The organism is Pseudalkalibacillus salsuginis (assembly GCF_021646685.1).
Classification (GTDB): Bacteria; Bacillota; Bacilli; order Bacillales; family Fictibacillaceae; genus Pseudalkalibacillus; species Pseudalkalibacillus salsuginis.
In genome coordinates, this window is sequence record NZ_JAKJHW010000002.1 from 679,197 (window position 1) to 705,841 (window position 26,645).

A 26,645-nucleotide genomic window follows, 5' to 3' on the forward strand; every position below is an offset into this window, starting at 1 on the left:
ATGAACCTATCCCCTTAGGTGGTGGAATTCGGATATTTTTGTGTTCCGAGTCTCCTTAGCGTTGTAAAATCCTAACGCTTCCCCTTTCGTGATTTATCTTATTGCAAACTCTCTAGTGAATGGAAATGTTTTAGGACTTGGAAGTTGGAAGCATATAATAAAGATGCCTGACCCTCACCATATTAAGTGGTAGGGGTCAGGCACCTTTTATTGTTATGGAAGTTCTATGATATATTTACCAAAGCCGTTAGCTGCTTCACCAGCATATTTGATGGTTTCGTTTTCTGGAAGGGCATGGATCGCTTCTTTAGCTGATTCAAATGTTACCTTCACGTTATTGCTGACCGGGGCAAATGTCCAGTTTCCATCTGCAGACGGGTCAATCGTGCCAAGCTCGCGAATATAGTCGATGATGACCTGGCGATTTTCATCTGGATACAATTCAACTGCTTTGTTGTTTCTTACCCCGGGAAAGTTCCCGCTGGCACGGTAATTATTTGTGACAACAATGAATTCCTGCTCCAAGCTGATAGGCTCTCCGTTGTATTGTAAATTTTTGATTCGGTTCGCTTCAGCGTTGATCACCTTGCCGTCTTTATTATATTTAGCCGGCTCTGTCACATCGATTTCGTAAGTTACGCCGTCAATGACATCATAGTTGTAAGTTGGGAAATCATTATTTACTAAAGCTCGCTCGCTGTTGCTGTTAGGATCGATCTGCTTAAACTGTCCTGAAGACATTTCCAGCCATTCCTTTACATCTGCACCTGTTACCTTAACAGTTGCAACCGTGTTAGGATACAGATATAGATCTGCTACGTTTTTTACAGCGATCTCCCCTTGAGGAATAAACGTATAATAGCTTGCCCCGTTTCTGCCGCCTGCTTTAAATGGCGCACCCGCCGATAGAATTGGCGTGTTTTCGTCAGCTGTACCTTTTAATTGCTTTTCAATGTACCATTTCTGTGCATTCGTTACAATTTGGATGGAAGGGTCATCCTGGACAAGTGCGAAGTAACTGTGGATATCAGCTGTCGTTGTCCCTACTGGCTGACGCACATAATTCACCGTACCTTCATGTGCTTCCTTCACAGCTTCCAACACTTCTGGATCTGCATCGACAAGACTTCCTGATTCTTTTGAATAAATGGCTCTTAAGCTTGTCTTGGAGTCCTTTACAATCCAATCACCCTCGACCTTTGAAAGTATCAAGTCCATCACACCAAGCTTGTTACCCCAGCTGCCTGGCATCACAACGGGAACACCATTAATCGTTCCTTTCTCCTCGTCCACTCCAGGAAGATTCTTAAAATCACCAGGGAAGTTTAAATGATTATGTCCGGTAATAATCGCATCTATTCCATTAACCTTTGTTAAGTCGTATGTTGCGTTTTCTTCAAATTCTGCATATTCCGCATCACCGATTCCAGAGTGGGCAAGCACAATAATGATATCTGCTCCATCCTTTTTCATCTTCGGAATAACGGCCTCCACTGATTTTACAATGTCTTTCGTAATGATTTTTCCTTCAAGATGAGCTTTGTCCCACTGCATGATTTGCGGTGTTACAATACCGGTTACTCCTACGCGTAGAACCTGATTTGTTCCTTTTTCATCGACTACTTTTTTCTTGATAATCTCATATGGCTTACTGTAGTAATCATCATTTGTTGGATCATCGTCGCCGTCATCCATGAACACATTTGCGCTCACATATGGAAACGGAGCGTCATCAAGCACTTCATTCAAATAATCTAAGCCGTAATTAAATTCGTGATTGCCGAGTGTACCAGCATCATAGTCCAGTAATTGCATCGCCTGAAAAACCGGATGTACCTCGCCTGTCTTCAAAACATCAACTTTTGCTTTGAAGTCTCCAAGCGGATTTCCTTGAATTAAGTCGCCATTATCAAATAATAGTGTGTTTTTCGCTTCGAATCGTGCCTGTTTAATTAATGTCGCTGTTTTTACCAGTCCGAATTCATCTGTCTCTGTATCCTTGTAATAATCATAGTTATATAAGTTCATGTGGATATCCGTGGTTCCTAGGATTCTTAATTCCACATCATGTTTTTCATCCTTATTCTTTGGTGCAGCATCAACTGAATTCCACGTTACAGGTGTCGAAATCAATGTTAAAGCTGCAGCTACAGCCAATACCTTTCTCCCTATCTTCCGTAAAGCCCTCTTCAAGACACACAACCCCTTTATATTAAAAATAGTTATATCATTCTAATTATAGATAGAATTGTTATGGAAGAAATGCTCTAATAGAACTGAATTCACCAATTTTATCAGCTCTTGGTACCTGTCATTTAGGTATATTCACCTAAAAAGGTGCCACCACCAACATTTTGTGGAAAATGTCTAATTCTCTAGTCCGTCAGATAGATTACAATAAAAGGAATATTGTTGCTTTGATGGTTCTCTACGTTTGAAATTTCACGCTCAACTGTCCGTAAAGAGTGCTTATAGAGCACTTTCACCCGGTTATTCGTGCTTGAATGTCCGTATAGAGTGTTTATAGTGCCTTCAACTGGTCAATTTTAGAGGTAGCATCAGCAAAATGTGTATTTGACTCTTTTCGTTACTCCATTAAAGGCTTGTAACTGTTCACAGCTTAAAAAATGGGATGTAATGAACGGCTTGCTTTGAAGGATTTTCCAGGACATCATTTAAAGAAGAATCGAGTATCGCCTATATGTATGCTTTTTAAACCTGTAAGGAAATCCCGATTGTTGTAACTCTTTTCGAATTATTCTATACTTCTCCTAAATTCATATTATCGATACTATCAATTTTATTGACTAAAGAATTGGATGGAAACCAATTGATCGTACTGATTTATGTAGGAAGTTTCCTGATTGGACTTTCCAATTCTTCGTTACGGATTATTATGAATACGATGCTCATGGAGATCGTACCGAAAAATTTAATGGGACGGGCGCTTTCTGTATGGATGGGAATTGCTTTGCTTTTACAGGGCGTCTTTGCCATTAGGCTTGGTCTCCTGATCGATGTCTTTTCTCCAAGTGTCGGCTTTCTCTGCATGGGAGGATTGATAGTTGTAGGTGTAGCGGTACAGTTTTTTTTCACGAGTCATAAAGAAAAACGAAAACTAAAGTATGAGGTGATCTGAATGGAAGTGACTATCATATACGGAAGTACCAGAAAGAACGGGAATACTGAATTATTAGCAGAGCATGTCATCCGAGACCTTCCCGCGAAAAAGATCTTTTTGAAGGACTTCCACATTAAAGATATCGTCGATCAACGACATGAGCCACAAGGATTCACGAAAGTTGAGGATGATTATGATCGGATTATTGAGTCGGTAATGGGTTCGGATATTTTAATATTCGCTACTCCACTTTATTGGTATGGGATGTCCAGTGTTATGAAGACGTTTATTGATCGTTGGTCACAAACGATCAGAGATGAGGAGTTTCCGAGATTCAAGGAATTGATGGGAAAGAAAAAAGCTTACCTGCTCGTAGTTGGCGGAGATGAACCTAGAATAAAAGGGCTCCCTTTAGTCGATCAGTTCAAATATATCTGCGAATTCATCGGGATGGAGTTCAAAGACTATATTATAGGTGAAGGTGTAAAACCTCAAGAAATTTTAAATGATGAAGAGGCATTAGAAGAAGCTGATCAGCTTAATAGAAAACTTATAGTCAGTACTCCGTTGGAAACATGAGGTGATATTAAGGGATAGACTGTATTCCGCAATCTATCCCTTTTTTATGTTATCTACTTTCCAATACTTCGTGCAATCGATCAGGATAGTTGGTGAACATGCCGGTGACACCCCAGTCGAGGAGCTTTTGCATGTCTTCCTTTTCATTGACGGTGTACGGGTGGATCAATAGGTTATGCTCTCGGACCTTTTGTACATAAGCTTCATCGATCTGATTGTGGTTCATCCCGACACCGATAGCGTACTCTTTGTATTGGTCAAGCTCAGCGTCTGTGATGGTGGCAGGGCTTGTATACCATAACAATTGGACAAGCGGGATCCTTGTGTTCAGATCATGAACCTTCTTTAAGCTTTCAGGGCTGAATGACTGGATGATCACTTTGCTTGAAGGAGCGTTCGGCCCGATCAATTGATGTCTTTCAAGGGTTTCCAGGAGCTTCTCTTCCATGCCTGGATACACTTCAGGTGATTTCGTCTCGATGTAATAGTTGGCGCTTTTTCCGAACTTTTCGATCACTTCATCCAGCGTCGGCACCTGCAAGCCTTTATATTCTTCCTTTGCCATTTCAGGGTTCATTTCATTAAACCAGCTGCCAGCATCCAATTGTTTGATTTGCTCTAACGTATGATCTTTTACCAATCCGGTGCCGTTAGTCGTGCGGTCGAGGGTTTCATCGTGCATCGCGATCAATTCACCGTCTTTTGTCATCTGTAGGTCGACTTCGACATAATCGCCCTTCATCTGCTCACCGAGTTCATAAGAAGGAAGCGTATGCTCCGGTGCATGGCCTGACGCTCCCCGATGAGCGACATTCAAGATCTTGTTCGGATTCAGACTTGGTGCAGTCTCGCTTTGAATTGCTGCCGTTGCCTGTGAAGCAAAACCTGTAACCATGCCAAAAAGTGCAGCAGCCATCAATCCATTCTTCCATCGTTTCTTCATCGTCTATTCCATCCTTTCGTTATGTACGTGCAATAAAAGGATAGAATAAAACTATGAAGCTACTATTTTCGTATTTTAAAGACTCGGTAAGGTAAGTAAAATTTTTGCAAATACTAAATACGGGTGGACAAAAGATCTTCCTCCAAAACCAGTGTATGAACTTTCTTCCCCTGAATATAGCTCTGCAACTTTTATATAACCAGGGATATTATTGATGTTTTGAATGGCAATAGGTGAATTGATCTTCATGTAATCTGGTGAAAGCGATGAAGATCCGGATCCATAACGGATGGTCTCCCTCCTGCTATGTGTAAACCATCCAAAATGAATTCTGACAGGCTCATTATGACCAGGAGTCCGACTTATCATCAATAACATACGAAAAAGGGATGAACTGATTTAGACAGCCGATCCCTTTTTTGATAGACCCGATCTGGGTAAGAGGTGAATATCCTTTTACTTTCTTTAAGTGCTTTTATGGATGTACTCTGATTGGCTGAAAATGAGCTACCAAACATTGAAGTGCATTAACCTAACATTACTTCCTTTTTTGATTTAATGAACTCATAGTATAGGCCTGTAGTTGTCTGGATAATTAAAAATACCGCAAATGAATAGGGAAGTTCAAAACCCTTCTGAAACTGGATGATATCTAACCAAATGAGGAGCCAATTCATCCCCACCGCAATGAAACTCCACCCTATTACATACCATATGAATGTCTTTTTATTAATACCGAGTGTTTCATAAAAATAGACAAAGAAATAACTAAATGGACTGAACAAAACATAATAAAGGAAGTCGAACAGTTCATATTTATGGGCATCATTAACCATATAAAAGTCCATTTGCCCTCCCCCTATTGTAAAATCCAAAAACATACCACTCGCTAGCCCCCATAATAAACTTAAATATGCAATATTTGGAGGCAGCCTCTTAGGAAGAAGCCGGACGATGGTAAATGTTATGACCATCAATAGTAAAATGCTGATTTCATTTTTGTCAAAATTTTCCCATAGCATTATGATTCATTCACCTCACGATAGGATCGATTACGCAATAATCGGTATGTATAGAATGCAATAAGATGCAAAACCAGGAAAAAAACCAAATCAAATCCTATATTCCAATTTTTATACGTATGAATATTGAAATAGATCGCTAATCCTCTGACAATGAGCAAAGTCCCTAAAGAACAAAGTGTTATTAAAAAAGTAGTTGCCGTTGACTTGTATTTATATATAAGGTGCAATTGCATGACTAAAATCATAGGCGTAATGATTGTTCGGTTGATGATGAACGCTAAATAATTCATTGTTTCATCCGTCACCTCAATTAATTTCAATTCTTCAGTAACGATCCATGATACATTGATTGTGATAATGGACATCAATAAGTAGATAAATGTACTGTGAACGATGGATAATTTCTTTTCCATGATAATGAACAATGAGGAAACAAGATATGCAATAAAGAAAAAGACTGTAAAACCCATAATCAATCAACCCTCCTCTAACGTTTTATTACTATTTGTAAATTATCGTTATTATATACAGATTTGGAGACTATAAAAAGGAACCGCTCAGGTTATAGGCATTACAATGAACTTTGAAGTCATTCTTATCTTTATATTCAATCTAAGGATTTCTCTATGATTAAGTCCATATATATCATGTTGTCGATATCCTCACACATTTGAACAAAATTAGAACAACTCCGATAATGGATCCATTTTAAAATAAAAGACGTACCCATTTTTAGGAGTACGCCTTTTATTCTAATAATGGAGCGATTTATACGATATAAACCACAACGTATTATTGAAACCCTCATTGGAGATAACAGGAAGTTTCCGGCTTTTATAGAAATATATATTTATTCCTTTAAAAGGAGGATTCAGTATGATAATCAAGTGGATACGACTAAAATCATTTATGCAAGCCTAAAAAACGTGGGATTAGATAATAAATATACGGAGGAGAAAAAGCATGAATGAACAGACCCTGAAAATAAATGAAGTGGACATTTGTACTGAGAGTTTTGGAAATCCAAAAGACCCTGCTGTCCTTTTGATCATGGGTGCGATGTCTTCATTAGATTGGTGGGATGAGGAATTCTGTCTCCGCCTCGCTGATCAGGGAAGATTCGTTATACGGTACGATCATAGGGATCTGGGACGATCAACTACTTATGATGCGGGTACTACAAATTATACAATAACTGATCTCGCTGAAGATGCAGCAGGGGTCCTCGATGCTTATTCTTTAAAGCAGGCTCATATCGTTGGAATGTCTATGGGCGGTATGATCGGCCAGATTCTTGCCTTGAGGTATCCGGAGAGGGTATTAACACTTACGTTGATTGCATCGAGTGTGTTCGGAACTGAGATGGAAAAACTGCCTCCTATGGATCAGAAAATTCTGGACCACCATGCGCAAAGTGCTTCTATAGACTGGTCTAATCGGGAGGCTGTCATCGCCTATCTTGCCGATGGTTGGAAAACGTTATCTGGTTCCAAAACCTATGAGAAGGAAAGAATGTATAAACTGGCAGAAAGGGAGGTTGATCGTGCCAAACAGCTGCCGAGCAGATTTAATCATGCGATGCTGCAAGGTGGAGAAGCCTATTACGATAGAATGGGAGAGATCAGCGTACCTGTTCTCGTTATCCACGGTACGGAAGATCCTGCCCTGCCATACGAGCACGGACTTGCCCTTGCAAAATCCATCCCTCATGCCGAATTAATACCTCTTGAGGGATCAGGTCATGAAATTCATAGTGAAGACTGGGACCAAATTATAGAGTCAATTGTAAAGCTAAACAGCCGATAAATAGAACTTTGCATATGCCTATAGTTTTCCGTATTAAGGATCTGTTCCCCATATAAGGTATTTAGAGGACTTTTCTGAGTACCTTACATGTTTTTCCGGCTTATAAGGTACTTAGAAACCTTCTCTGAGTACCTTATAACCGTGTTGGGTTTTAATTTTGAGATTAAAAATAGCATAGAGTATAGGAAAGAAAAACACGTTCCGGGTCTGCCGGATGTACAATGATCGCATACGGCGTTTCCAGGGCAGATTTTATATAGGCCCATGTTTCCCCTTCCGTCAACGCTCCTCTACACGTTGAAATTGTTGAGAAAACCTTTATTGACCTTATAAACAATGTTGGGACTGGTATGGAGAAGAAGCCAACAAATTGGGTATCGTTTCCTAAATACCCTTCGCGTCGATGCTTTTTATGGCGATAAAAACACCTTTTGCATTTCAATCGTTTCCAAAAAGATCTTTCACAATAAAATAGGATTGCTTCAAGCGTTCTTCATATTGCGGGGAATTCCAATTCTGCCACTTGTACCCATTCATTTCAACTAAAACATCATTCTTTATTGAAGGGAATGAATCGATCACTTGTTGATCTTCATCAAAGAATAATACGCCAATATTGATTTGTTCGATTTTCGTGCTTGCCTCCAAACCGTCTGAATACAAATTCCCAGTAAACTCTTTTTGACTTGGGTCCTTTGCATGGAGCAATAGCCAAGGAATCCGAAGTTCAATCAATCCATCCTCATTGACATGATAATCTGCCAGTGAATCATAATCGGCTGAATCAGGGTTTCCATTTCCAATCTTCAATTTCCCTGTTTCATAAGATTGGAAAGGAATGACACGGTTCTGTATAGTGATGGACAGTTCCTTATTCAAAGCATATCGCAGTTTTGAGAATATCCCGCTGTTTTTCTCAGGTAATGGCGGTTGCGGTTGAATCAACTCCAATTGATGACCATAATGATATGTAAATGCATCATAATACGCATCAACCAAGATGCTTGATTCCTTCTCAATTAGGTTGATAAGGAAATCAACACCATTCGAAAATTTCGTCTGTTCAAGTCCAACAATGAAATGATTTCCCTGATCCGGGATGACGTCCAAAAGAATCTTCGGGTAGCCCTCCCTTTCCTTGTCATAATCGATTCGAAGGTACAGATACCTTTCATCATGGTCAACATATAGTGCCTTCAGGTGTTCATCCATCTTGGCATAAAGCGCTTTTTCATTCCAATCGTCCGTCGCCCCGTCAACCTTGATTTTATGCCGATCGAAACTTAATAAACCGAATTGTTGTTCATTCGTTTGGGCATTGGACCAATATGGTCTGCGCTCTGGATTGTCATAATCCTTCGTATTCCATGTCCGTTTGAACCACTCATCCTGCCAGGTAAAAATGAGTCCACCAAGAAGCTGTTCTGCCATGATATCTTCATAAAGATGACGAATAATGACCCCTTGTTCTTTTTCTGACAAGAATCCTTGGTTCCAACCAAATGGATTTACATGTGTCAGCCCCCTTGAACTCGGGACTCCGAATTCCGCCACCAGAATGGGAAGTCTATGGGCGTTATGCAAATCTGAAAGGTAGGCAGCATAGCTGTTCTTTTCACCACGATGATCGACATAATTCTGATAAGATTCCTCGTAATTGAAAAAGTCTGGATAATACGGATAGACGTGGTAGGAAGCGAATTGATCTGTCAGATCCATATTGCCCTTCGTGTAGATGACATTAGGATCGACGCTGACCAGATCCTCGTTTTCATCAGGTTCGGATGGATGCTCCAGAATATCCGTCGTTACCCAATTCGTAAAGCTTATCGGTCTGATCCAGTTATAATGATCAACTTCATATTTGACGAGCGTATCCATTTGTTGCGCGAGCCAAATTTCAAACGGCTGTGCATCCTTCGTTTGAAAGTACTGACCATGATAATCCTCCATCGTGGCGTGTACTTCGTTCGTATTCTTAACCATGTCCGGATACCATTCGATTCCCAGGATCCAACCTATTACATACTGGGATATATCTGCTTGATAAACACCTGAGGCATGTCCTCGTTCTACCTCCACGATTTTATTTCCGTGGACGACATCGACAATCTTCCTGATCTCATCCTGGAATTCCTCAAGATTTTCAGGCTTATAGGCATCTAGTGTTTCTTCCAGGTTTTTTTCATCAATCCAGACGCCATGAAAGATGTAGATTTTCTCTTCGTGCTTTTCATTGTATCGTTTCAAAGCCTTATAAAATCCTGGAGGATGAAGCGTATAGACACGTATGCTGTTCGCATTCATTTCCCCGATCTGTACAAGCCAGTCGTAATATTCCTCCTCGGTTATCGCTGCTTCACCTGGGAAATGACCCGGTTTTCCCATTCCCATATTGACGCCTTTGATAGGGAATGGAACCCATTTATCGTCTTTTAAGATTTCAAATGAATCGTTCTCGATCCGGGAAGTGTATTGAAGTTCCTCAGCCTTCGAAACGGATGGTGTCGATCTGCTTTCAAACCGTTCCAGGATCGCCTCCACCATTGGCACATAGGTTGACCAATAGAACGCATCATCCGAATATTTCTGAGCGATCTTATATACATGATCCAGCCCTTTCATCTGATAAAAGCTTGGCACTTTCTCAATATCATTGAAATCTCCTGCAAAATAATAATTGGATGATGCACCATTTTCTTTTGTCAGCACAGCGGCAAACTCAAGAGGAATCTGATGATCATTCAACACTTGTTTTCCTCTGTTTGTAAGCTCCCAGTCATAGTTTGCCAGCACCTTGCTTCCATTTTTCGGGGTGACGATGTCAAACCAATATTGATAATCAGGGCTTTTCTTCAGATTAAATTGTCCTTGTCCTTCTTCTGTAAAGGTTAGATTGATCCCGCTTCCTTTTACATGAGTATTCTTTTCAAGGACCACGACTTCATAGTCGATGTCATTCACTAAAATGAATCCTTCTCCGCTATAATCCCATGTCTCCTGGAATTCATCCAAAATCCACTGTGGAATTTCCCTATTCTTAACAGGATCAAGCTCATTGAAATATCGCCCGATCCACCCTGACCAATCAACTTCAAGATAGTCTGTCACTGAATTTCTTACAGCTTCACTTGTCGGAGAAGCGAATGTATTGAACTCCGCAATGAATAGACTTTTTTCATTTTCATTCAATCGCGCTACAATCGAGTGCCATTCTTTTTCTTCCAGTCCGCCATGAATCTGTTCTGAGCGGGAGCCTTCACGCTTTTTCTTAAACCATGGCAGGTCCTCTTCATATACACCATAGGTATCTGCCAAATAGATGACATCATATTCAGATAGATCCGCCGGAAGCGGACGAGTCGTATAATCTTCTTTTTTTTCATTTGGAAAAAAGCCATAGTAATCCTCATTGGCATTGTATGACTCATTCTCCTTCGTTACATAATTTAAATGATTCAGAACCCATGTAACTCCTTGGTGTTCCCGGTATGTTTCAGTCGGAACTGTCTTATCAAAAATAGCAACCTTTAAATTTTTCGCAGAATCTAAATGCCATACCACGATCGGTGTTAGGATAATGGATACGAGAAACAATCCTAGAATATAAAAACGCTTCATAATGATGATCCTTTCTTGGTAAACCCAGCTCGTTGCATATTTCCCCATTCTTTCCGTCTTAATAAGAAATGGAAGAACCCTTCTAATCTCCATAGCAACGTTAGAGGTCTAAACCAGAAAACCTCCGTCAGGGACATGAAAATCAGGTGTACGACATCGCTTGTCCGCGGGTAGATATCTTTACTCCATGCATCCAATAATACCGAAGCAGTGGAAAATACAGCTCCATATAAAATGAAGAGGAGGGTGAGCAGTATCGCAAATTCATAATACATCCCACCAAAGAAAAAGGCGATGATAATATAGACATACCCTCCTAGTTCAATCAGTGGCCCTAGACATTCTACCAGCCAAAAGTATGGGAATGAAATCATCCCGATCGCTCCATATTTCGGATTGAATGTCATTTTTTTATGTTTCCAAAGACTTTCGACCAATCCTTGATGCCATCGTCTCCTTTGCCTCCTTAACACAGCGTAGCTTTGGGGAGCTTCAGTCCAGCAAACAGGGTCTGGTACGAATTGGATTTGCTTCTTCAGCTTCTTTTCTTTCAGAAGACGATGCAGTTTGACGACCAACTCCATGTCTTCTCCCATTGTATGTTTTGAATATCCGCCAACCTCTACGACCCATTTCTTTGAAAACACACTGAAAGCTCCTGAAATGATAAGGACGAGATTGAATTTGCTCAATGAAATCCTTCCCATCATGAAGGCCCGTAAATACTCGATGACTTGCATGACGACAAGATGATTTTTTGATAAATTAGCTTCAAAAACAGAACCAAGTTTAACGTGATGCCCGTTTGCAATACGGACATTTCCGCCAACCGCGATCACTTCATCATTGGAGGATACGATTGGATTCATGACACGCAAAAGGGATTTCTCATTAAGAATCGAATCTCCATCAATCGAACAAAAATAAGGGTACCTGGCCAAGTTGATTCCAGCGTTCAGCGCGTCTGCTTTTCCACCGTTTTCCTTTTCAATCAACCATAAATTTTGATTAACATTAGATTGGTATATATGACGGATCGGTTCTGTCGGAATCTCTTTTCGTACGACTTTCTCAACCCTATTCATATGGAATTCACTTATCAGTTTCTGTTGTGTATCATCTGTCGACCCATCATTCACAATGATGATCTCTGTTTGTGGGAAGCGAAGACTTAACAAAGAGTGAATCGTATCAAGTACTCCTGCTTCTTCGTTATAAGCCGGGACGATAATCGTCACTGGTTTCATTAAAGCCGCGTTGAGGTTCCCCTCATCTATCCCGTCTTTATCCAGCTGATAGTCCTTTCGTATATGGAGGAAAGCAATCGTCAACATCACTGTATAGGATAGAATGACGACAACCATATAAATGATGATCACATTTCCGAAGAAGAGGCTAAGAAGCTCCATTGGACGATCGATACTCATTTATTCATTCAAGATCCTTTCTTAAGGATTTCATTTACCATTTCAATGGCAAATTTATCCCTCGACGTTTGAATAAAGGCTTGCAGCTTTTCTTTTCCATTTTTGATGCTTCCGACTGTTTTCGCTGCCTGATTACGGACCCACCAAGACTCATCCTCCAATAGGATCTTGAAGCAGGAAAAAGTCTCATCCAAGGGTAATCGGCCTAATAGCTTGGTCACCATCAACCTTTCTTCCCATAAAGATGAATGGACAAAATGCAGATAAGTCTCGGGGTTTATGATCCACCCACTCTCATAAATCGCTTTCAACAATCGGATACGTATTTCAGCTTCTTCATGATGTAACAGTCCTTCTAAGAAAGGGACATAATCCGTCTCTCGCTTCAGCCCTAACGTATCAATGATTGAAAATTGACAGGGTCTCGGTACTTCATCGAACACCTGCAGCAATCTTTCGAGATGGTCCTGCTCGAAATTGAGTACTAGTTTTCGATATTCATGTTCTGAAAATAGGACTGGTTCAATGATGATTTTCTCTATGCATGAGTTAATGTCGAATTTCGAATAGATTTTAAGTAATTGTAACCACTCTTCCTTTGAACATTTTTTAAGTTCTTGTTTTTTGCAGTCGTCGAGAAGAATGTCAATTTGAAAATCAGAAATCCGGTATAATGCGTTCATCCTTGCACTCCACTTTCTTCGCTTAAGCTGATCACCATAATAGTGACTCAGGTATTGATTTGAAAAACTTCTTATTTTTTTGTGGATATCTGGATTCGATATATTCGCCAAATAGCTTGATAATATTTTCTCTATTACTCGAATCTCATCTTCATTTTCAGGAACCAATCTTTTATCTGCTCTTTCTCCTTTATTGATGAGATAGTGATACCAGCCATGTTGGATCTCCTTTAAATACTTCTCGTCACGTCTGATCTGTATGTTTTTTCTCTTATGCAGAATGATGACATATATGGCTAAACACATAAGGATCAACAGGTTGACGATAATTATTCTGCTTAATATCTCAATCGATAAGCCGATCATACCCATAACCTTTCCAGTGTTCTTTTCAATTGTGCTTCAAGCAGGCGAATGTTGAATGGTTTTATGATGTAATGATCGACTCCGCTCTCGTATGCATAAATGATATCTTCTTCTGAGTTTCTTTTCGTCATCATATAAATGATGAATCGTTTGTTATTCGGGAGCTTCCTGATCATATGCAAAACTTCCAAACCATTCTTTCTTGGTAAAATATCATTCATGATGATCAGGTGTGTATGACTTGTGGAAGACCAATCTGATTGAAGAAAGTCCTCCCCCTCTTGGAACATCCTTATAAGCAGCTGAAACTGATCCGAAGATATGTTATGTAGAGTAGCAGTCAGGATATTCGTAAGGATTTCATCTTCCTCGATGATACTTACCTTAACTTCCTCCATGTTCTTTTCTTTATAATCAATGACATACTCAATAACCCAATCTCCTGTTCTTGAAGAATTGGCTAACGCTTGTTGTCCTTTGTCCAACAAATCTTCAAATTGTACATCGCCATTCCCGATCTCAGCGACACCCGAAGAAAATATCAGATCATAGATCAGGAATAAGCGATCATCACTATCTTTTACATCGTTAAATATACGTTCTAAGAACGCTTTTGCTTCTTCTTCTTTACTTTGTGATAAAATGACAGCCCATTGATAAGGTTTTGACAATTTGACGACTACGTCTGTCTGTCTGATCTTACTTACTAAATAGGATGTAATCCCTTGATCGATGAAATCCTCGTCTTCCTTCCGGAAAATCGTCTGACTATGAACCGTCAGGAAAATGGCTGTCATGGAGGTTTTGGAACGTTCGACATTTGCCTTCAATACATCGAAGAATCGCACTGCCTGTCTCTCATCAAGCAACATGCCTCCTGATTGATTACTTTCCCGGATTTTGTCCACCCTTCATACACCTCATTTTCTCTTATCTACGTTTATTGAAGAAAGACCATTTATAATTCTATCGGCATCCAGCTCTTTTCTTATAAAGTGACTTCATCCTCCCATTTTTACACCCAATCTGATGACGGAACTGATAATAGGCTGTTGGGGCACATCAAGTCACCAACCTATATAAATTCGGAAGATTATGTATAATGTGTTTTATGGCTCTCACCCATTATTTCGGCTGGTTTGAATATAAATTCAAGCATGGACTATGCTGCTAAGACGAAAATGTCAACCAAATTAAAAAGGTTTTACCCTGGCTTGCCACCCATCGATTGCTTTTAACAAACCTCGCTGAAAAATAGGACTTTACTCACAGAACTAGATACTACTAATTATTACAATTTTTTTTATTCAATACAATCTTTATGTCTTTAAGAAAGGCAGTCTATCGTATAGATTGAATTCGGAAATATAATCGCTCTCTGCGGGCAATTTCTCGCCTATGTTATTTCATCATATCCCGCTAGCCTCGTATGTTACTTATCTACTTATTTTTCGTAACACTTCCTCTTAACTGATACAAGGGTCCTATGTTTTGTCCTCGAATTGGTATATTAAGGAACATGGTCGTATAGACATCTATACCAGTTGTTGCTACACTTTTCCATGTAAGCGTAATCCATTGAAAGGGAGTGGACACGATTTGAATGTTTTCAAGTTGATGCTACGTGTTGCTGTATTGGGAATGCTCATCTCCGGTATGGTCGGTGGATCCGGAACCGTATTCGCCAAAGAGGATTCCACCGGTACAGAGGTAAATATCCGTGTCATGACGTACAATATCCATGCTGGAGCCGGGTCAGATGGTGTGTATGACACTGAACGGATCGCCAAGGTCATTGAGGAGTCCGGTGCAGAGATCATCGGCTTACAGGAAGTCGATGTACATTGGGGAGCACGCAGCAACTATGACAACATCGTCAAAGACATCGCCGAGCAGCTGGACATGCATTATTTCTTCGCCCCAATTTATGATTTCGATCCTCCTTCAGAAGATACCCCTAGAAGACAATTTGGAGTAGCTGTACTTAGCAAGTATCCGATTCTTCAAGCAACTAACCACGAGATTACGAGACTTTCTACACAAAATGCCGAACCTAAACCGACACCTTCACCAGGATTTGCTGAAGCCATCATTAATGTGAATGGAAAAATCGTCCCTTTTTACGTCACTCATTTGGATTACCGCGGTGATCCGACCGTCCGAATGATCCAGGTCGATGATATGCTGAATATCTTTGAGGATCAGGCTGGTGACAAGATTCTTGTCGGTGATATGAACGCCATACCTAATGCACCAGAGTTGTCGCCGTTATTCGATAATTTCACTGATGCATGGAGCATCAACCCAGATGATTCGCCTGGATTTACATACTCCGCCCTTTCACCAAGCAAGCGAATCGATTACATTTTTACATCCGATAAAATGACTATACAACATAGCGAAGTATTATCTACACTAGCTTCCGACCATTTGCCTGTCATTGCGGACATCACTTTGGCCCGAGGAAATAATGGACCGATTTTGAAAGGGGATGAATTACCTTGAAAAAGTTCTTTGCTAGAGCGACACTTTTGATGATAGCCATGCTTCTCTTCGTACCAAGTTTTGCAAATGCATCCTGGGATGACCCGACCAAGCCGGGTTGGGATGATGAAGAAGCGCGCAGAGGTTGGATCCAGAATAAAATTCAACACATGAGCCTAGAGGAAAAGGTCGGTCAATTGTTTATGATCCATGTCTATGGACAAACACCTACCGATCCGAGTTATGAAGAGACCAACTTAAGGCGGAACCGTGGCGTGAAAAACTTCAAAGAAGCGATTGAGAAGTACCACATCGGGGGTATCATCTACTTCAACTGGACGGACAATATCGGAACACCGATTGACTTCGGACAGGTCAATGCCCTCTCGAACGGGTTGCAGGATATCGCGATGGAGCAACGGATGCCGATCCCGTTGATGATTGCGACGGATCAAGAAGGTGGTGTGGTGGCCCGTGTGACAGAACCTGCTACGGTTTTCCCGGGGAACATGGCACTTGGCGCAACCAGATCTGCCGAGTATGCACGGCAATCTGCTGAAATCATGGGACTTGAATTGAAGAGCCTTGGCATCAATATGGATCTCGCTCCTGTATTGGATGTGAATATGAATCCGGATAATCCGGTCATCGGGGTTCGATCTTTTTCGGAGAATCCTGATCTAGTAGCAGAAATGGGTGCCGCTCAAGTAACCGGATATCAAAATGAAAACGTGATGGCGACAGCAAAACACTTCCCTGGCCATGGCGACACGGATGTGGATTCCCACTATGGTCTCCCGATCATCAACCATGATCTTGAGACGTTACACGAAGTTGATTTAAAACCATTCAAAGCTGCGATCGATGCCGGAATCGATGCGATCATGCCTGCCCATATCGTCGTCCCCGCCCTCGATGATTCTGGACTTCCTGCCACATTGTCCAAACCGATCCTGACGGACTTGCTTCGTAAGGAAATGGGGTTTGACGGTGTCATCATCACAGACAGCCTAGGAATGTCCGGAGCGAATGTCGTTCCTCCCGATCGTGTACCGGTCGAGGCTTTCATAGCTGGAGCAGACATTTTACTGAATCCGCCTGATGTCCCACTTGCCTACAATGCGGTTTTGGACGCGGTGAAAAGCGGTGAAATTTCAGGGAAACGATTGAATGAGTCGGTCTTCCGTATCCTGGAGTTGAAGTTTAAACGGGGGCTATTCCATGACCCAAAGACACCTGAAGACGCGATTGAAAATATCGGTCAAGAGGGGAATCTGGCGCTTGCAGACCAAATGACGGAAGACAGCATCACACTTGTAAAAAATGATGATGTATTGCCGCTTGATACGGAAAAAGATGTCTTGATCACAGGTCCTTCGATCGGAAATCCAGGAATGCTAGCTGACTTATTGTCGAAAAAGGGATACTCCGCAGCAGCATATGCGACTGGAACAAGCCCGACCTCGACCCAAATTGCGAACGCTGTCCAGCAGGCTGCTGATAAAGATACGGTAATTGTGACCGCTTATAGCGCAAATCTCAACAATGCACAACAGCGGTTCGTAAAAGAATTGATGGAAACAGGTAAGGAAGTGGTCGTCGCCTCAATGCGGAATCCCTACGATATCATCGCATTTCCTGACGTTCACGCCAATGTGGTGACCTACGGATTTCGGGATGTCTCGGTTAAAGCGCTTGCGAAAGTCATCGCCGGCGAAGTGAATCCTACAGGCAAACTCCCTGTCACCATCCCAGACCTTTACGAATACGGTCATGGACTATCTTACTGATTGAGATTCGTGATCACCATTTGATACAAAATGGGGCTGTCCACACAAAAAGTGATCAGACAGCCCTTTCTTGAATAAAAATTTTGGTTATGGTGAAGAACTGTCCAGCTCCAACGACCAACCACTTGGATCACTTCAGTCCTCCTGGGGGGGTCGACACATTGAAGTCCTACTTAAGAAGTTACCCACACAGAACCGAACTTTGTTTGGTTCGAGCCTCCTCGTCTGACTTCCTGTGACCTTCGTGGTTAACCAGGGCGTTTTCGCTTTTCTTCGTTATTTTAATACGTCGTTGATCTTGACTTTCCAAATCAAATGATCCAATCCTTCCCCCCAATAATCCTTAAGCGAATAATCAGGTTCACCGAATTTCTTTTTCCAGATTTTTTGAGCATTGTCATATCCGCTGTCTAAACAGAATTCTTCCATTCCTTTCTTCTTTAAAGAAAGAAACATCGCATTCAACAAGGAATTGCCGAACCCCTTCCCCTGATAGTCTGGATGGACGAAGACTGTCCCTACCTCCACCAGGTCTTTTAAAGCTTCATTCGTACACGTTCGTATGAGATCACTTACGGGTCCATATTCAATCGACCCAATGACCTCGTCATCAGCCACAGCAATCAGAAAATACCGTTTCTGACCATTACTTGCTAGGTCGTAATCTAAATATTTTCTCTTACTTTCGATTTCTTCTTCCATATCTTCAATTTTCTGCTCTATACCTTCTTTCCTGAACGTGTCTGTAATCACTAACCTGAAAAATCGATTCACCTTTTGTATGTCACCATCTCTCGGCCGTCTAATTTCAAACGTCACCATCCTGTTCCCCTCCCCTAAACGATACAATGCATCCACCTTATGAAGCCACAATGACACGGTTTAAACAATAAGGTGTTGGTTATAACTCCAATTAATCACCATAATCATACCATTTAATGAGTTGTCACGATGGGAGAAACAAGTGTCCGGTTCTCCTTTTCCCTCCATTCGATCAATCAACAATTTCTTTATTTATGTCTTAAATATAGATTCATCTCCTATATGTGTTCGTTATGCAACAGATCGACGTATATTGTTTATGGTCGGATCGCTTGATATTGGATAGAATGACAGCGAACACATCGTTGTATTATCAACACAATGTTTATAATTCAATCCACAATCATCCGTAAAAAACGAATCGATCCGAAGGAGGAAGCGAATTGGAAAAATATGTTCTTCACTTTGCTGAAATCGACAAAACACATTTACCCAATGTAGGAGGAAAAGGTGCAAACCTTGGTGAAATGACAAAAGTTGGATTACCCATTCCTGATGGCTTCTGTGTTTCAACATCGGCTTACCGTACATTCATCGAATCAAGCACAGAGATGGAGGAACTATTCAATCAACTTGTAAAAGTAAGGGCTGACGACTTGGATGAAATCCGTAGATTAGGCCAAAGGATCCGGAACCATTTGAAATCCCTAACTATTTCAGATTCGATCAAATCAAGCATTATAGAGGCATGGATCACTATAGGACAGGAAAAATCGTATGCCGTACGTTCTTCCGCTACAGCTGAAGATTTGCCAAATGCTTCATTCGCGGGGCAACAGGATACTTATTTGAATATTCGGGGGCAGGAGGAGCTTCTTCAAGCTATCCAGAATTGTTGGGCTTCCTTATTCACCGATCGAGCCATCTCCTATCGAACGAAAAACGGGTTTGATCATCGGTCTGTCTTCCTATCCGTCGTCGTGCAGGAAATGGTCAATCCCGACGTATCCGGTATCATGTTCACCGCTGATCCCATCACGGGCCATCGGGAGACGCTATCGATTGATGCCAGCTTCGGCTTAGGTGAGGCCCTTGTGTCTGGAGTCGTCTCTGCCGATTTGTATCATGTCCGGGAAAGCGAAATTATTAAAAAACAGATTTCTGAAAAGAAGATTGCGATTTTTTCCAAACCGGAAGGCGGAACCGTCACAGAGGAACTCCCTCCTGATAAACAGGGTGAACAAGCACTGAAGGATGACGAAATCATTCGTTTGGCGGAAATAGGAAAGGCGATTGAAGCACATTATGGCTCGGAACAAGATATTGAATGGTGCTTGGTCGATGGTGAATTTCACATTGTACAGAGCCGTCCGATCACATCCCTATATCCTTTACCTGAAAAGAAGGATGATAGGTTACATGCTTATGTATCTGTCAGCCATGCCCAAATGATGACGGATGTAATGAAACCTTTAGCTTCATCCTTATGGAAAACATTATTTCCTTTCGGGAAAGAGACGGTCGCTTCTGAATGTCCTTATGTTCAGGAGATTGGCGGCAGAATTTATATCGATCTTACCAATGTCCTCTATCTGAAGGAGTCGCGTATTCTGTATACTTTCTTGATGAAGGCGATGGACGAAAAAATGGCGAATGCTCTATCAAACTTGGTCCAGCGTGATGAATTCATGAAGGATGCACAGTCGAATCCCGCAATAAAAAGGGGTGCCATCAAACTTCTCAGCCCGGTCGGTACGAAAGTGATGAAAAACGTTCTATTTGCGAATCCTGAAAAAGCGGCTAGGGAAGCAGATCAAACCCTCGATCGCTTCGTAAAAGAAGCCAAAGAACAATTATCAGGATTCTCAAGTACTGATCGGATCAGAAAAATTCAAGATAGCGTCGGGACATTGTTCCTCTCAATCCTACCCAAGTTATTCCCTTATTTTGTATCGGGAATGGTCGCAAATAAATTATTAAGGATGTTGTCGAACTGGTGGTTAGGGGATGACCAAGATGTGAAATTGTTACAAAAATCACTGCCAGGCAATGTGACAAGCGAAATGGGCCTTAAAGTCGGAGACCTTGCGGATATCGTGAGAGAACACCCTGAGCTATTCAAATATCTTGAAACTGCTGAAGATGAGACTTTTTACCAGGGGATGGACCGATTAAACGGGGGACATGCCTTCCGGGAAGAATTCGAGGACTTCATGGACAACTATGGCATGCGCTGTTCTGGGGAAATTGATATTACCAAACCTAGATGGCACGAAGCCCCTACCCAACTCGTCCCCTCTATCCTGACCCATGTCCGGAGTGTAGCACCTGGCCAACACCGGAAAAAATTCAAGCAAGGCCAGCTGGAAGCCGACAAAGCTGCTGAACGTTTGATCCAACGAGCCAAAGAATTGTCTGACGGTTGGTGGAAAGCCAGGATTATCAAACGGCTAGTCTCCGTCTCCCGCCATTTGATGGGTATGAGAGAACACCATAAATATGTACTTGTCCATTATATGGATCAGTACCGGCAAGCTTTATTAGAGGGAGGAAGACGACTGGTCGAAGAAAACAGGCTTCAACAGACAGAAGATATGTACTATTTTTCATTGCATGATCTCCTTTCGATCATGCACGGGAACTTTGAAGGTGATATCGACTCAATCATCCAGGAGCGGAAAGAAGCTTATTCCCATTATGCAAAACTTACGCCTCCTCGCATATTGACGAGTGATGGTGAATCAGTCACAGCTGTACTTTCTGATATCCATGCGCCTGAGGGAGCTTTGATTGGAACACCTGCCTCCGCAGGTAATGTTGAAGGTATTGCAAGAGTCGTTTTGAAACCAGAGGAATCCAATTTACAGGAAGGTGAAATTCTGATCGCTCCTTTCACTGATCCGGGCTGGACACCATTGTTCCAGTCAGCTAAAGCCCTGGTCATGGAGATTGGAGGTACGATGACGCATGGTTCGGTTGTAGCGCGTGAGTATGGGATTCCTGCGGTCGTCGGAATAGATGGGGCAACTCAAAAAATCAAAAACGGACAGAGGATCCGGGTAAATGCTGAAGAAGGATATGTACAAATAATAGAAGGGGATCACAGTGAATAAGACACTCCCCTATATAGCGATACTTTTTGCAACTACAACCAACATATAGTAGAAACATCCACCGAAAGAAAATCGCCCCGACTTGAAGAGGGGCGATTAATTACTTTGTTTCATTTTGGGACAAAAGAATAGGACACAATCCTTCATCCTGATACGCATTTTCTCAGCACTTTATCCCATTCTTTAAAATGCCCCTGATCCTCCTCCGCCCCCACCGACACCTCCGCCTGTTCCCGTGGAACTGCTTGAGGAGGATGGATTGGTTGATTCATTTGCTGTACTGAAGCTTGCGGAAGCCACTGAAGCGAGGATGATCATGGTGCTTACATCCATAGAATAAACGACTTCCGGGCTGCTTGTTTTTGAACCATAAAAAACCTTGGCAAGCTCTTCGTTTTTCTTAAGGATTTTTTTATCCCTCGTACCTAACCCGTAGATGAAGGCTCTCATCCGGTCATCCTCTAGCCATGATTGCCAGTCGTCGTCAGAAAGCTTTCGGAACTTTTCCTTGAACGCTTTCCATTCAAAAGCGATCAGTGCCCCCTTCCATGTAAGCGGATGGTAAGCGAAGGCATAGGTGATGGTCACGATTAGGACGATGATCGACATCAACATCCAGAAAAACAACCCGTATATCGGAAAAAGGATGATGAACGGTAGCACCAATAGACTTGACAGGCCAACTCCTAAACGATACCTCACTTTACCCTCATACAGTTTCTGTTCTCTCACTTCTTCCTCCAGCGCTTGCTTCCATCTCGTCTGGTATATTTGGTAGGTTTCGTGGTTGCTTTTCTTTTTCGCATAACGGGTCAGGTCTTCGAAGCCGAATTTTTCGTTTTCACCGATTTCATCAAACAACCATTCCATGAGGACTTTTTCTTGTTTCATGGTACCTTCCCGTGTGACAATACGGAATCGGTTTTCCGAATCTTGTTTCACATAATCCTGCCTGACGAGATCCAACAAGGCTGCGGATAAGGCTTCAGGGGGGAGGAGTTTATAATTTGAAAAATAGATCGTCGCTGGTAAGCTTATCCACTGGTTCGGGATCCGATCTGAAAGGTTCGCTTCTCTTTCTACAGCACGTTTTCGAATCAGGCTTTTCACACCTGTCGTGAAAATCAATGCCAGGATGATGAAGGCAAAGATCGGAATGACGAATTGTCCGATCGTCTCAATTGTGTTCCGTCTTGCCGCTTTTGCAGCGGCTTCCTCATTTATCTTGCGTTGAGCGCCGAGGATCTCGTCTTTCATCGGTTGATCTGGTGTCATGTTTGCACTCGGAAAAAGTGTCTGGTCATAAGCGACCCGGATATCGCCGTTACGGCCATCCGGAACTTTACCGAACTTAAAAGTGACAGTACCGTCAGGCTGAATGGATGCTTTATCAAAAGCTTCGTCATAACCGAAGGCGATCACATCATCTGTCTTGCTCGGCGGCTGGACCGTCACAGTCAGGTCTTCATAGGTGGATTCATTGCCTTCATCAAAGAATGGCCAGTAGAATTCCCCGACATCGGAATAAACGTCCACACCATTTTCGATCGTATAGGTGAGATCGATCGTGATCGTTTCGTCTTTTCCTTTCCGGTGGATTATATATATATATCCTTCTTTTTCAACTTGTAGTGGCTTTCCGTTTTCGTTTGCCTTAAAATCAGTTATCTCTGTGCCCTTTTTCGGAATCAATTCTCTCGTGATCCCATTGAACTTCCCTTCAAATTCATAGGTGTGTGTTTCCTCTACATTTACGCTACCGTTTTCCTGTAGATACGCATCGATTTGTGTGCGGTTGATCGAATACTCCACCGCAAATGTCTGGAGAGGAAAGGTCACAAACGTCAATAGGATGATGAATATTGAGGTAAATCGTCTGAACATCTTTCAACACCTGCTTTCAGTGGTATTCTACGAAAACAGTGTGTGGAATGTTTCATGCTTTTAGTCTTTTTTATGACCTTGCACGTTGAACATATTGCTGTCCGATTTCTCGAATTTGTCCCCCTATTTATCCTCAATGAACGGGACGAGCAGCTCGACTGTCTCCTCTTCCACCCCTTCTTCGATATAGAAAATTTCAATTGGGAATGATTGATCGAACCATTTCTGTTTGTATCTGTTATTTCTCATCCATTCGAATAGTTTCGTATACCCTTCTTCAATCGTCCTGTTCGTGCAGGTGATTTTGGCGTACTTCGTTGCTGGAACATGAAAACCGACCATGGCCGCTGGGATCGATTCGAGGTCCCTCACTTCAAGGCAACCGAAGTAGGTGGCAACGATCTCGTTGCACATATAGGGAGCATAAATGACGTCACGATTTACAGCGTTCTTGATTTCATCTCTTCGTTGCTCAAATTTGTAATGGATATCCATCGCTGCTTGCGGAAAAGCATCCGGAAAATTGGCTGTCACACTTTGGCCAACTAGGTTGAACTCCTTCTCCATTACCTCACATTCAAATAAGGCTTTCGTTTTTTGTTGCATGTCATCCTTCCTTCCAAACGTTTTTATGGACAAATGAAAAAGACCATACCTATTGTGAGGTTAAGGTCATAGATGTCCGGAATTTCACTAAACTAAATAAGGATTCTACGACGCCCAGATTTTTCCTTCTTGTTTTTGTAATGTTGCCGATTAGATGATCCTCGTTAACCAGAGATACAGGAGGATGAAAAGAATTTCGAAAAAAGCTAGCTTCCACAAACGTGATGTCTTCCCAGATTTATTGAATTCTATGAAAATCTCAATCAAGAGGACAGCCATGGTGACAAATAGAATCGTCTCGATTAGGACAGCGACAAACATGAAAAGGTACCATCGCAAGAAAAAAGATAGGACGATTCCTGTTCCACAGATGAGGAACATCGGCAGCAGCTTCGCCTTTAATGATTTACGTTTCAGAAAAGCCCAGACCTGATAAAGGCCGAAAGCTCCAAATAATAATAAATATTCAATCATGAAAACCGGCTCCATAGTAAATTCTCCTTATCGCTATTTTTATAATGTAATAGACGCTTCGAACCTGATTCGGTTTCACTTTTTCGAAAGCAACCTCCTTCAACCACTTCATGTTCAAAACTTTGACATAAAAAAATCCCAAATATACTGAATATTCATTTTACATTGACTGGTATGTCCGATATAATGGGTTTACACTTCATTTAATATATACTGTACAAACTGTACATATTGTATGAGTCATAAAAACGAATTCAAAACGCCTGACAATCCCTGAAGAAGTTTAATCCAGGTCATTATGCCCCTTCGATTTTGAAGTGGCAATGATAATAAATTTATCATTTAGGAGTTGGTTAAGGAATGTTTAGAAGAGGCTTTCTGATCCTACTGATGTGTTTGATGCTTGCATTAGTGGGATGCTCGAACAATGGCGATGGGAAAGCAACTGACCAGAAGCCTGATACTTTGGTTATCGGGCTTGGAGGTGATGCGGTTTCCCTCGACCCGGCTGAAGTCACGGATTCAGTCTCAGAAAATGTATCGCAAAGCATCTTGGAAACGTTGGTCACGTTCACTGAAGGGAAGACAAAAGTGGAACCTCTTCTTGCAAAAGAGTGGACAGAGTCAGATGACGGATTGAGTTACACATTTACACTTCAAGAGGGTGTGCAATTCCATGACGGGACTCCATTCAATGCTGAGGCCGTCGTTTATAACTTTGAACGATGGATGAATGCAGATGAAGATAAATTCTTCATGTATGGATCTGTTTTCGGTGGTTACGAAGGCGATGAAAATCATGTCATCGAATCGGTGGAAGCTGTTGATGAACATACGGTCAAGTTTACACTGAAATATCCAAAGCCTACGTTCTTGAAGGATCTTGCATTGACGCCATTCTCGATCTCAAGCCCTGAAGCAATCGAAGAACATGGAGAGGAATATGGCAGTAACACGGTCGGAACTGGACCGTTCACATTTGAAGAATGGAAAAGGAAAAACAGGGTGACCTTGAACAAAAATGAAGATTATTGGGTAGATGGTCATCCGAAATTGGACCAGGTCATATTCCGGATCATCCCGGATAACAGCAACCGCCTGAATGCGTTGAAAAGCGGGGAGATTCACTTGATGGATGGGCTGAACCCAGAGAACATTGACGAGATCGAACAAAGCGAAAACTTTAAAGTCTTTTCAAGGCCATCGCTTAACCTAGGATACTTAGGGTTCAACGTTGAGAGAGAACCGTTCGATGACAAGCTGGTTCGCCAAGCATTGAATCATGCCGTGGATAAGGAGGCCATCATCAAAGCCTTTTTCGCTGGCCAGGCAGAGCCTGCCAAAAATCCGATCCCGCCTGTCATCCAAGGCTATAATGATGAAATTGAAGCGTATCCGCATGACCCTAAAAAAGCAAAAGAACTACTTAAAGAAGCAGGTTATCCTGACGGTTTTAAAATGGAATTATGGGCAATGCCTGTAGCACGTCCTTATATGCCTGATGCAAATAAAGTAGCGGAATCGATTCAATCCGATCTTGAAAAAATCGGTGTAAAGGCAGAAATCGTTTCTTATGAATGGGCGACCTACTTGGATAAAGTCAAAGAAGGCGAAGCAGATTCATTTATTCTCGGTTGGACAGGAACAAATGGTGATGCCGATGATTTCATTTACAACTTATGGCATGAAGATAACATTGGCAGCTTGAATTCCACACGCTATGCGAACGATGAACTGAACCGCTTGTTAAGTGAAGCCCGGACCATTACGGATCAAGATAAACGGGATAAGTTATATAAACGAGCTCAGGAAATCATGCACGAGGACCCGCCGATCGTGCCTTTAGTCCATGCGACACCTGCTCTGGCTGGAAGAGCTGATCTAAAAGGTTTCGATCCACATCCTACAGGAAGGATCATCACGACGGAAATTTCATTCGAGTAATAGATATACAATCAGTC

The 26,645-nt window shown here is 41.8% G+C and carries 19 protein-coding genes; 7 read left to right on the plus strand and 12 right to left on the minus strand.

From position 1 onward, the window contains the following. Nucleotides 1–213 precede the first annotated feature (213 nt). Nucleotides 214–2,193 carry a bifunctional 2',3'-cyclic-nucleotide 2'-phosphodiesterase/3'-nucleotidase gene (locus L1611_RS08435; RefSeq protein WP_407681713.1) on the minus strand — a complete coding sequence of 660 codons (1,980 nt, stop codon included), beginning with the start codon at nt 2,191–2,193 and terminating at the stop codon, nt 214–216. A 595-nt stretch (nt 2,194–2,788) separates the two neighbouring features. Here L1611_RS08435 and L1611_RS08440 point away from each other — a divergent pair. Both L1611_RS08440 and L1611_RS08445 read left to right on the plus strand, forming a co-directional pair. Continuing rightward, nucleotides 2,789–3,139 carry an MFS transporter gene (locus tag L1611_RS08440; protein WP_322972538.1) on the plus strand — a complete coding sequence of 117 codons (351 nt, stop codon included), beginning with the start codon at nt 2,789–2,791 and terminating at the stop codon, nt 3,137–3,139. Then, on the plus strand, nt 3,140–3,700 hold the full coding sequence (locus L1611_RS08445) for a flavodoxin family protein (protein WP_236312633.1): 561 nt from the start codon (nt 3,140–3,142) through the stop codon (nt 3,698–3,700). A 49-nt stretch (nt 3,701–3,749) separates the two neighbouring features. Here the strand turns inward: L1611_RS08445 and L1611_RS08450 are convergent, their stop codons facing one another. From L1611_RS08450 to L1611_RS08460, 3 genes are all read right to left on the minus strand, one after another. Then, nucleotides 3,750–4,643 (minus strand): glycerophosphodiester phosphodiesterase, encoded by an 894-nt coding sequence (locus tag L1611_RS08450; RefSeq protein WP_236312634.1) that lies wholly within the window; start codon nt 4,641–4,643, stop codon nt 3,750–3,752. 527 nt (nt 4,644–5,170) lie between these two features. Further along, the gene (locus tag L1611_RS08455) at nt 5,171–5,665 is read right to left on the minus strand and encodes a hypothetical protein (protein ID WP_265738390.1); all 495 of its coding nucleotides are present in this window, start codon (nt 5,663–5,665) and stop codon (nt 5,171–5,173) included. Beyond that, nucleotides 5,665–6,138 carry a hypothetical protein gene (locus L1611_RS08460; protein WP_236312635.1) on the minus strand — a complete coding sequence of 158 codons (474 nt, stop codon included), beginning with the start codon at nt 6,136–6,138 and terminating at the stop codon, nt 5,665–5,667. Before L1611_RS08460 ends, L1611_RS08455 begins: the two co-directional genes overlap by 1 nt. A 493-nt stretch (nt 6,139–6,631) precedes the next feature. On the opposite strand from L1611_RS08460, the gene mleCBF reads away from it, so the two are divergent. Further along, nucleotides 6,632–7,474 carry a CBF family alpha/beta fold macrolide esterase gene (mleCBF, locus tag L1611_RS08465; RefSeq protein WP_236312636.1) on the plus strand — a complete coding sequence of 281 codons (843 nt, stop codon included), beginning with the start codon at nt 6,632–6,634 and terminating at the stop codon, nt 7,472–7,474. A 438-nt stretch (nt 7,475–7,912) separates the two neighbouring features. Here the strand turns inward: mleCBF and L1611_RS08470 are convergent, their stop codons facing one another. The 4 genes from L1611_RS08470 to L1611_RS20795 are packed head-to-tail and all read right to left on the minus strand — an operon-like array spanning nt 7,913 to nt 14,479. After that, nucleotides 7,913–11,143, minus strand: a complete 3,231-nt coding sequence (locus L1611_RS08470; RefSeq protein ID WP_236312637.1) for a hypothetical protein — start codon at nt 11,141–11,143, stop codon at nt 7,913–7,915. Continuing rightward, the gene (locus L1611_RS08475) at nt 11,092–12,522 is read right to left on the minus strand and encodes a glycosyltransferase family 2 protein (protein WP_236312638.1); all 1,431 of its coding nucleotides are present in this window, start codon (nt 12,520–12,522) and stop codon (nt 11,092–11,094) included. The genes L1611_RS08470 and L1611_RS08475 overlap by 52 nt, the downstream gene beginning before the upstream one ends. Nucleotides 12,523–12,530: 8 nt before the next feature. Then, on the minus strand, nt 12,531–13,571 hold the full coding sequence (locus L1611_RS08480) for a HEAT repeat domain-containing protein (RefSeq protein ID WP_236312639.1): 1,041 nt from the start codon (nt 13,569–13,571) through the stop codon (nt 12,531–12,533). Beyond that, nucleotides 13,568–14,479: a response regulator gene (locus tag L1611_RS20795; RefSeq protein ID WP_236312640.1), complete on the minus strand. Its 912-nt coding sequence runs from the start codon at nt 14,477–14,479 to the stop codon at nt 13,568–13,570. Before L1611_RS20795 ends, L1611_RS08480 begins: the two co-directional genes overlap by 4 nt. A 691-nt stretch (nt 14,480–15,170) precedes the next feature. On the opposite strand from L1611_RS20795, the gene L1611_RS08490 reads away from it, so the two are divergent. Together L1611_RS08490 and L1611_RS08495 are read left to right on the plus strand one after the other, a co-directional pair. Continuing rightward, nucleotides 15,171–16,076: an endonuclease/exonuclease/phosphatase family protein gene (locus L1611_RS08490; RefSeq protein WP_236312641.1), complete on the plus strand. Its 906-nt coding sequence runs from the start codon at nt 15,171–15,173 to the stop codon at nt 16,074–16,076. Then, nucleotides 16,073–17,845 carry a glycoside hydrolase family 3 protein gene (locus tag L1611_RS08495; protein ID WP_322972528.1) on the plus strand — a complete coding sequence of 591 codons (1,773 nt, stop codon included), beginning with the start codon at nt 16,073–16,075 and terminating at the stop codon, nt 17,843–17,845. Before L1611_RS08490 ends, L1611_RS08495 begins: the two co-directional genes overlap by 4 nt. 276 nt (nt 17,846–18,121) lie before the next feature. On the opposite strand, the gene L1611_RS08500 is transcribed toward L1611_RS08495, so the two are convergent. Beyond that, nucleotides 18,122–18,667 (minus strand): GNAT family N-acetyltransferase, encoded by a 546-nt coding sequence (locus L1611_RS08500; RefSeq protein WP_236312642.1) that lies wholly within the window; start codon nt 18,665–18,667, stop codon nt 18,122–18,124. Between the two features lie 383 nt (nt 18,668–19,050). On the opposite strand from L1611_RS08500, the gene L1611_RS08505 reads away from it, so the two are divergent. Continuing rightward, the gene (locus L1611_RS08505) at nt 19,051–21,720 is read left to right on the plus strand and encodes a phosphoenolpyruvate synthase (protein WP_236312643.1); all 2,670 of its coding nucleotides are present in this window, start codon (nt 19,051–19,053) and stop codon (nt 21,718–21,720) included. Nucleotides 21,721–21,903: 183 nt separating this feature from the next. On the opposite strand, the gene L1611_RS08510 is transcribed toward L1611_RS08505, so the two are convergent. The 3 genes from L1611_RS08510 to L1611_RS08520 all read right to left on the minus strand — a co-directional run bounded on the left by L1611_RS08510 (nt 21,904) and on the right by L1611_RS08520 (nt 24,699). Then, a complete protein-coding gene (locus L1611_RS08510) occupies nt 21,904–23,604 on the minus strand; it encodes a DUF2207 domain-containing protein (RefSeq protein ID WP_236312644.1) in 1,701 nt (566 codons plus the stop codon). A 123-nt stretch (nt 23,605–23,727) separates the two neighbouring features. Continuing rightward, entirely contained in the window at nt 23,728–24,210 is a 483-nt protein-coding gene (locus L1611_RS08515) for a GyrI-like domain-containing protein (RefSeq protein ID WP_236312645.1), read from the minus strand. A gap of 150 nt (nt 24,211–24,360) precedes the next feature. Next, on the minus strand, nt 24,361–24,699 hold the full coding sequence (locus tag L1611_RS08520) for a hypothetical protein (RefSeq protein WP_236312646.1): 339 nt from the start codon (nt 24,697–24,699) through the stop codon (nt 24,361–24,363). Between the two features lie 345 nt (nt 24,700–25,044). On the opposite strand from L1611_RS08520, the gene L1611_RS08525 reads away from it, so the two are divergent. Then, complete coding sequence (locus L1611_RS08525; RefSeq protein ID WP_236312647.1) at nt 25,045–26,628, plus strand: ABC transporter substrate-binding protein; 1,584 nt, start codon at nt 25,045–25,047, stop codon at nt 26,626–26,628. The last annotated feature ends 17 nt before the right edge of the window (nt 26,629–26,645 follow it).

Bases quoted from the DNA above. Each gene is read 5' to 3' on its own strand.
- L1611_RS08455 (WP_265738390.1), bottom strand. From the start codon at position 5,665: ATGCTATGGGAAAATTTTGACAAAAATGAAATCAGCATTTTACTATTG.
- L1611_RS08510 (WP_236312644.1), bottom strand. From the start codon at position 23,604: ATGTTCAGACGATTTACCTCAATATTCATCATCCTATTGACGTTTGTG.
- L1611_RS08515 (WP_236312645.1), bottom strand. From the start codon at position 24,210: ATGCAACAAAAAACGAAAGCCTTATTTGAATGTGAGGTAATGGAGAAG.
- L1611_RS08460 (WP_236312635.1), bottom strand. From the start codon at position 6,138: ATGGGTTTTACAGTCTTTTTCTTTATTGCATATCTTGTTTCCTCATTG.
- mleCBF (WP_236312636.1), top strand. From the start codon at position 6,632: ATGAATGAACAGACCCTGAAAATAAATGAAGTGGACATTTGTACTGAG.
- L1611_RS08525 (WP_236312647.1), top strand. From the start codon at position 25,045: ATGTTTAGAAGAGGCTTTCTGATCCTACTGATGTGTTTGATGCTTGCA.
- L1611_RS08480 (WP_236312639.1), bottom strand. From the start codon at position 13,571: ATGATCGGCTTATCGATTGAGATATTAAGCAGAATAATTATCGTCAAC.
- L1611_RS08450 (WP_236312634.1), bottom strand. From the start codon at position 4,643: ATGAAGAAACGATGGAAGAATGGATTGATGGCTGCTGCACTTTTTGGC.
- L1611_RS08500 (WP_236312642.1), bottom strand. From the start codon at position 18,667: ATGGTGACGTTTGAAATTAGACGGCCGAGAGATGGTGACATACAAAAG.
- L1611_RS08475 (WP_236312638.1), bottom strand. From the start codon at position 12,522: ATGAGTATCGATCGTCCAATGGAGCTTCTTAGCCTCTTCTTCGGAAAT.
- L1611_RS08520 (WP_236312646.1), bottom strand. From the start codon at position 24,699: ATGGAGCCGGTTTTCATGATTGAATATTTATTATTATTTGGAGCTTTC.
- L1611_RS08470 (WP_236312637.1), bottom strand. From the start codon at position 11,143: ATGGGGAAATATGCAACGAGCTGGGTTTACCAAGAAAGGATCATCATT.
- L1611_RS08445 (WP_236312633.1), top strand. From the start codon at position 3,140: ATGGAAGTGACTATCATATACGGAAGTACCAGAAAGAACGGGAATACT.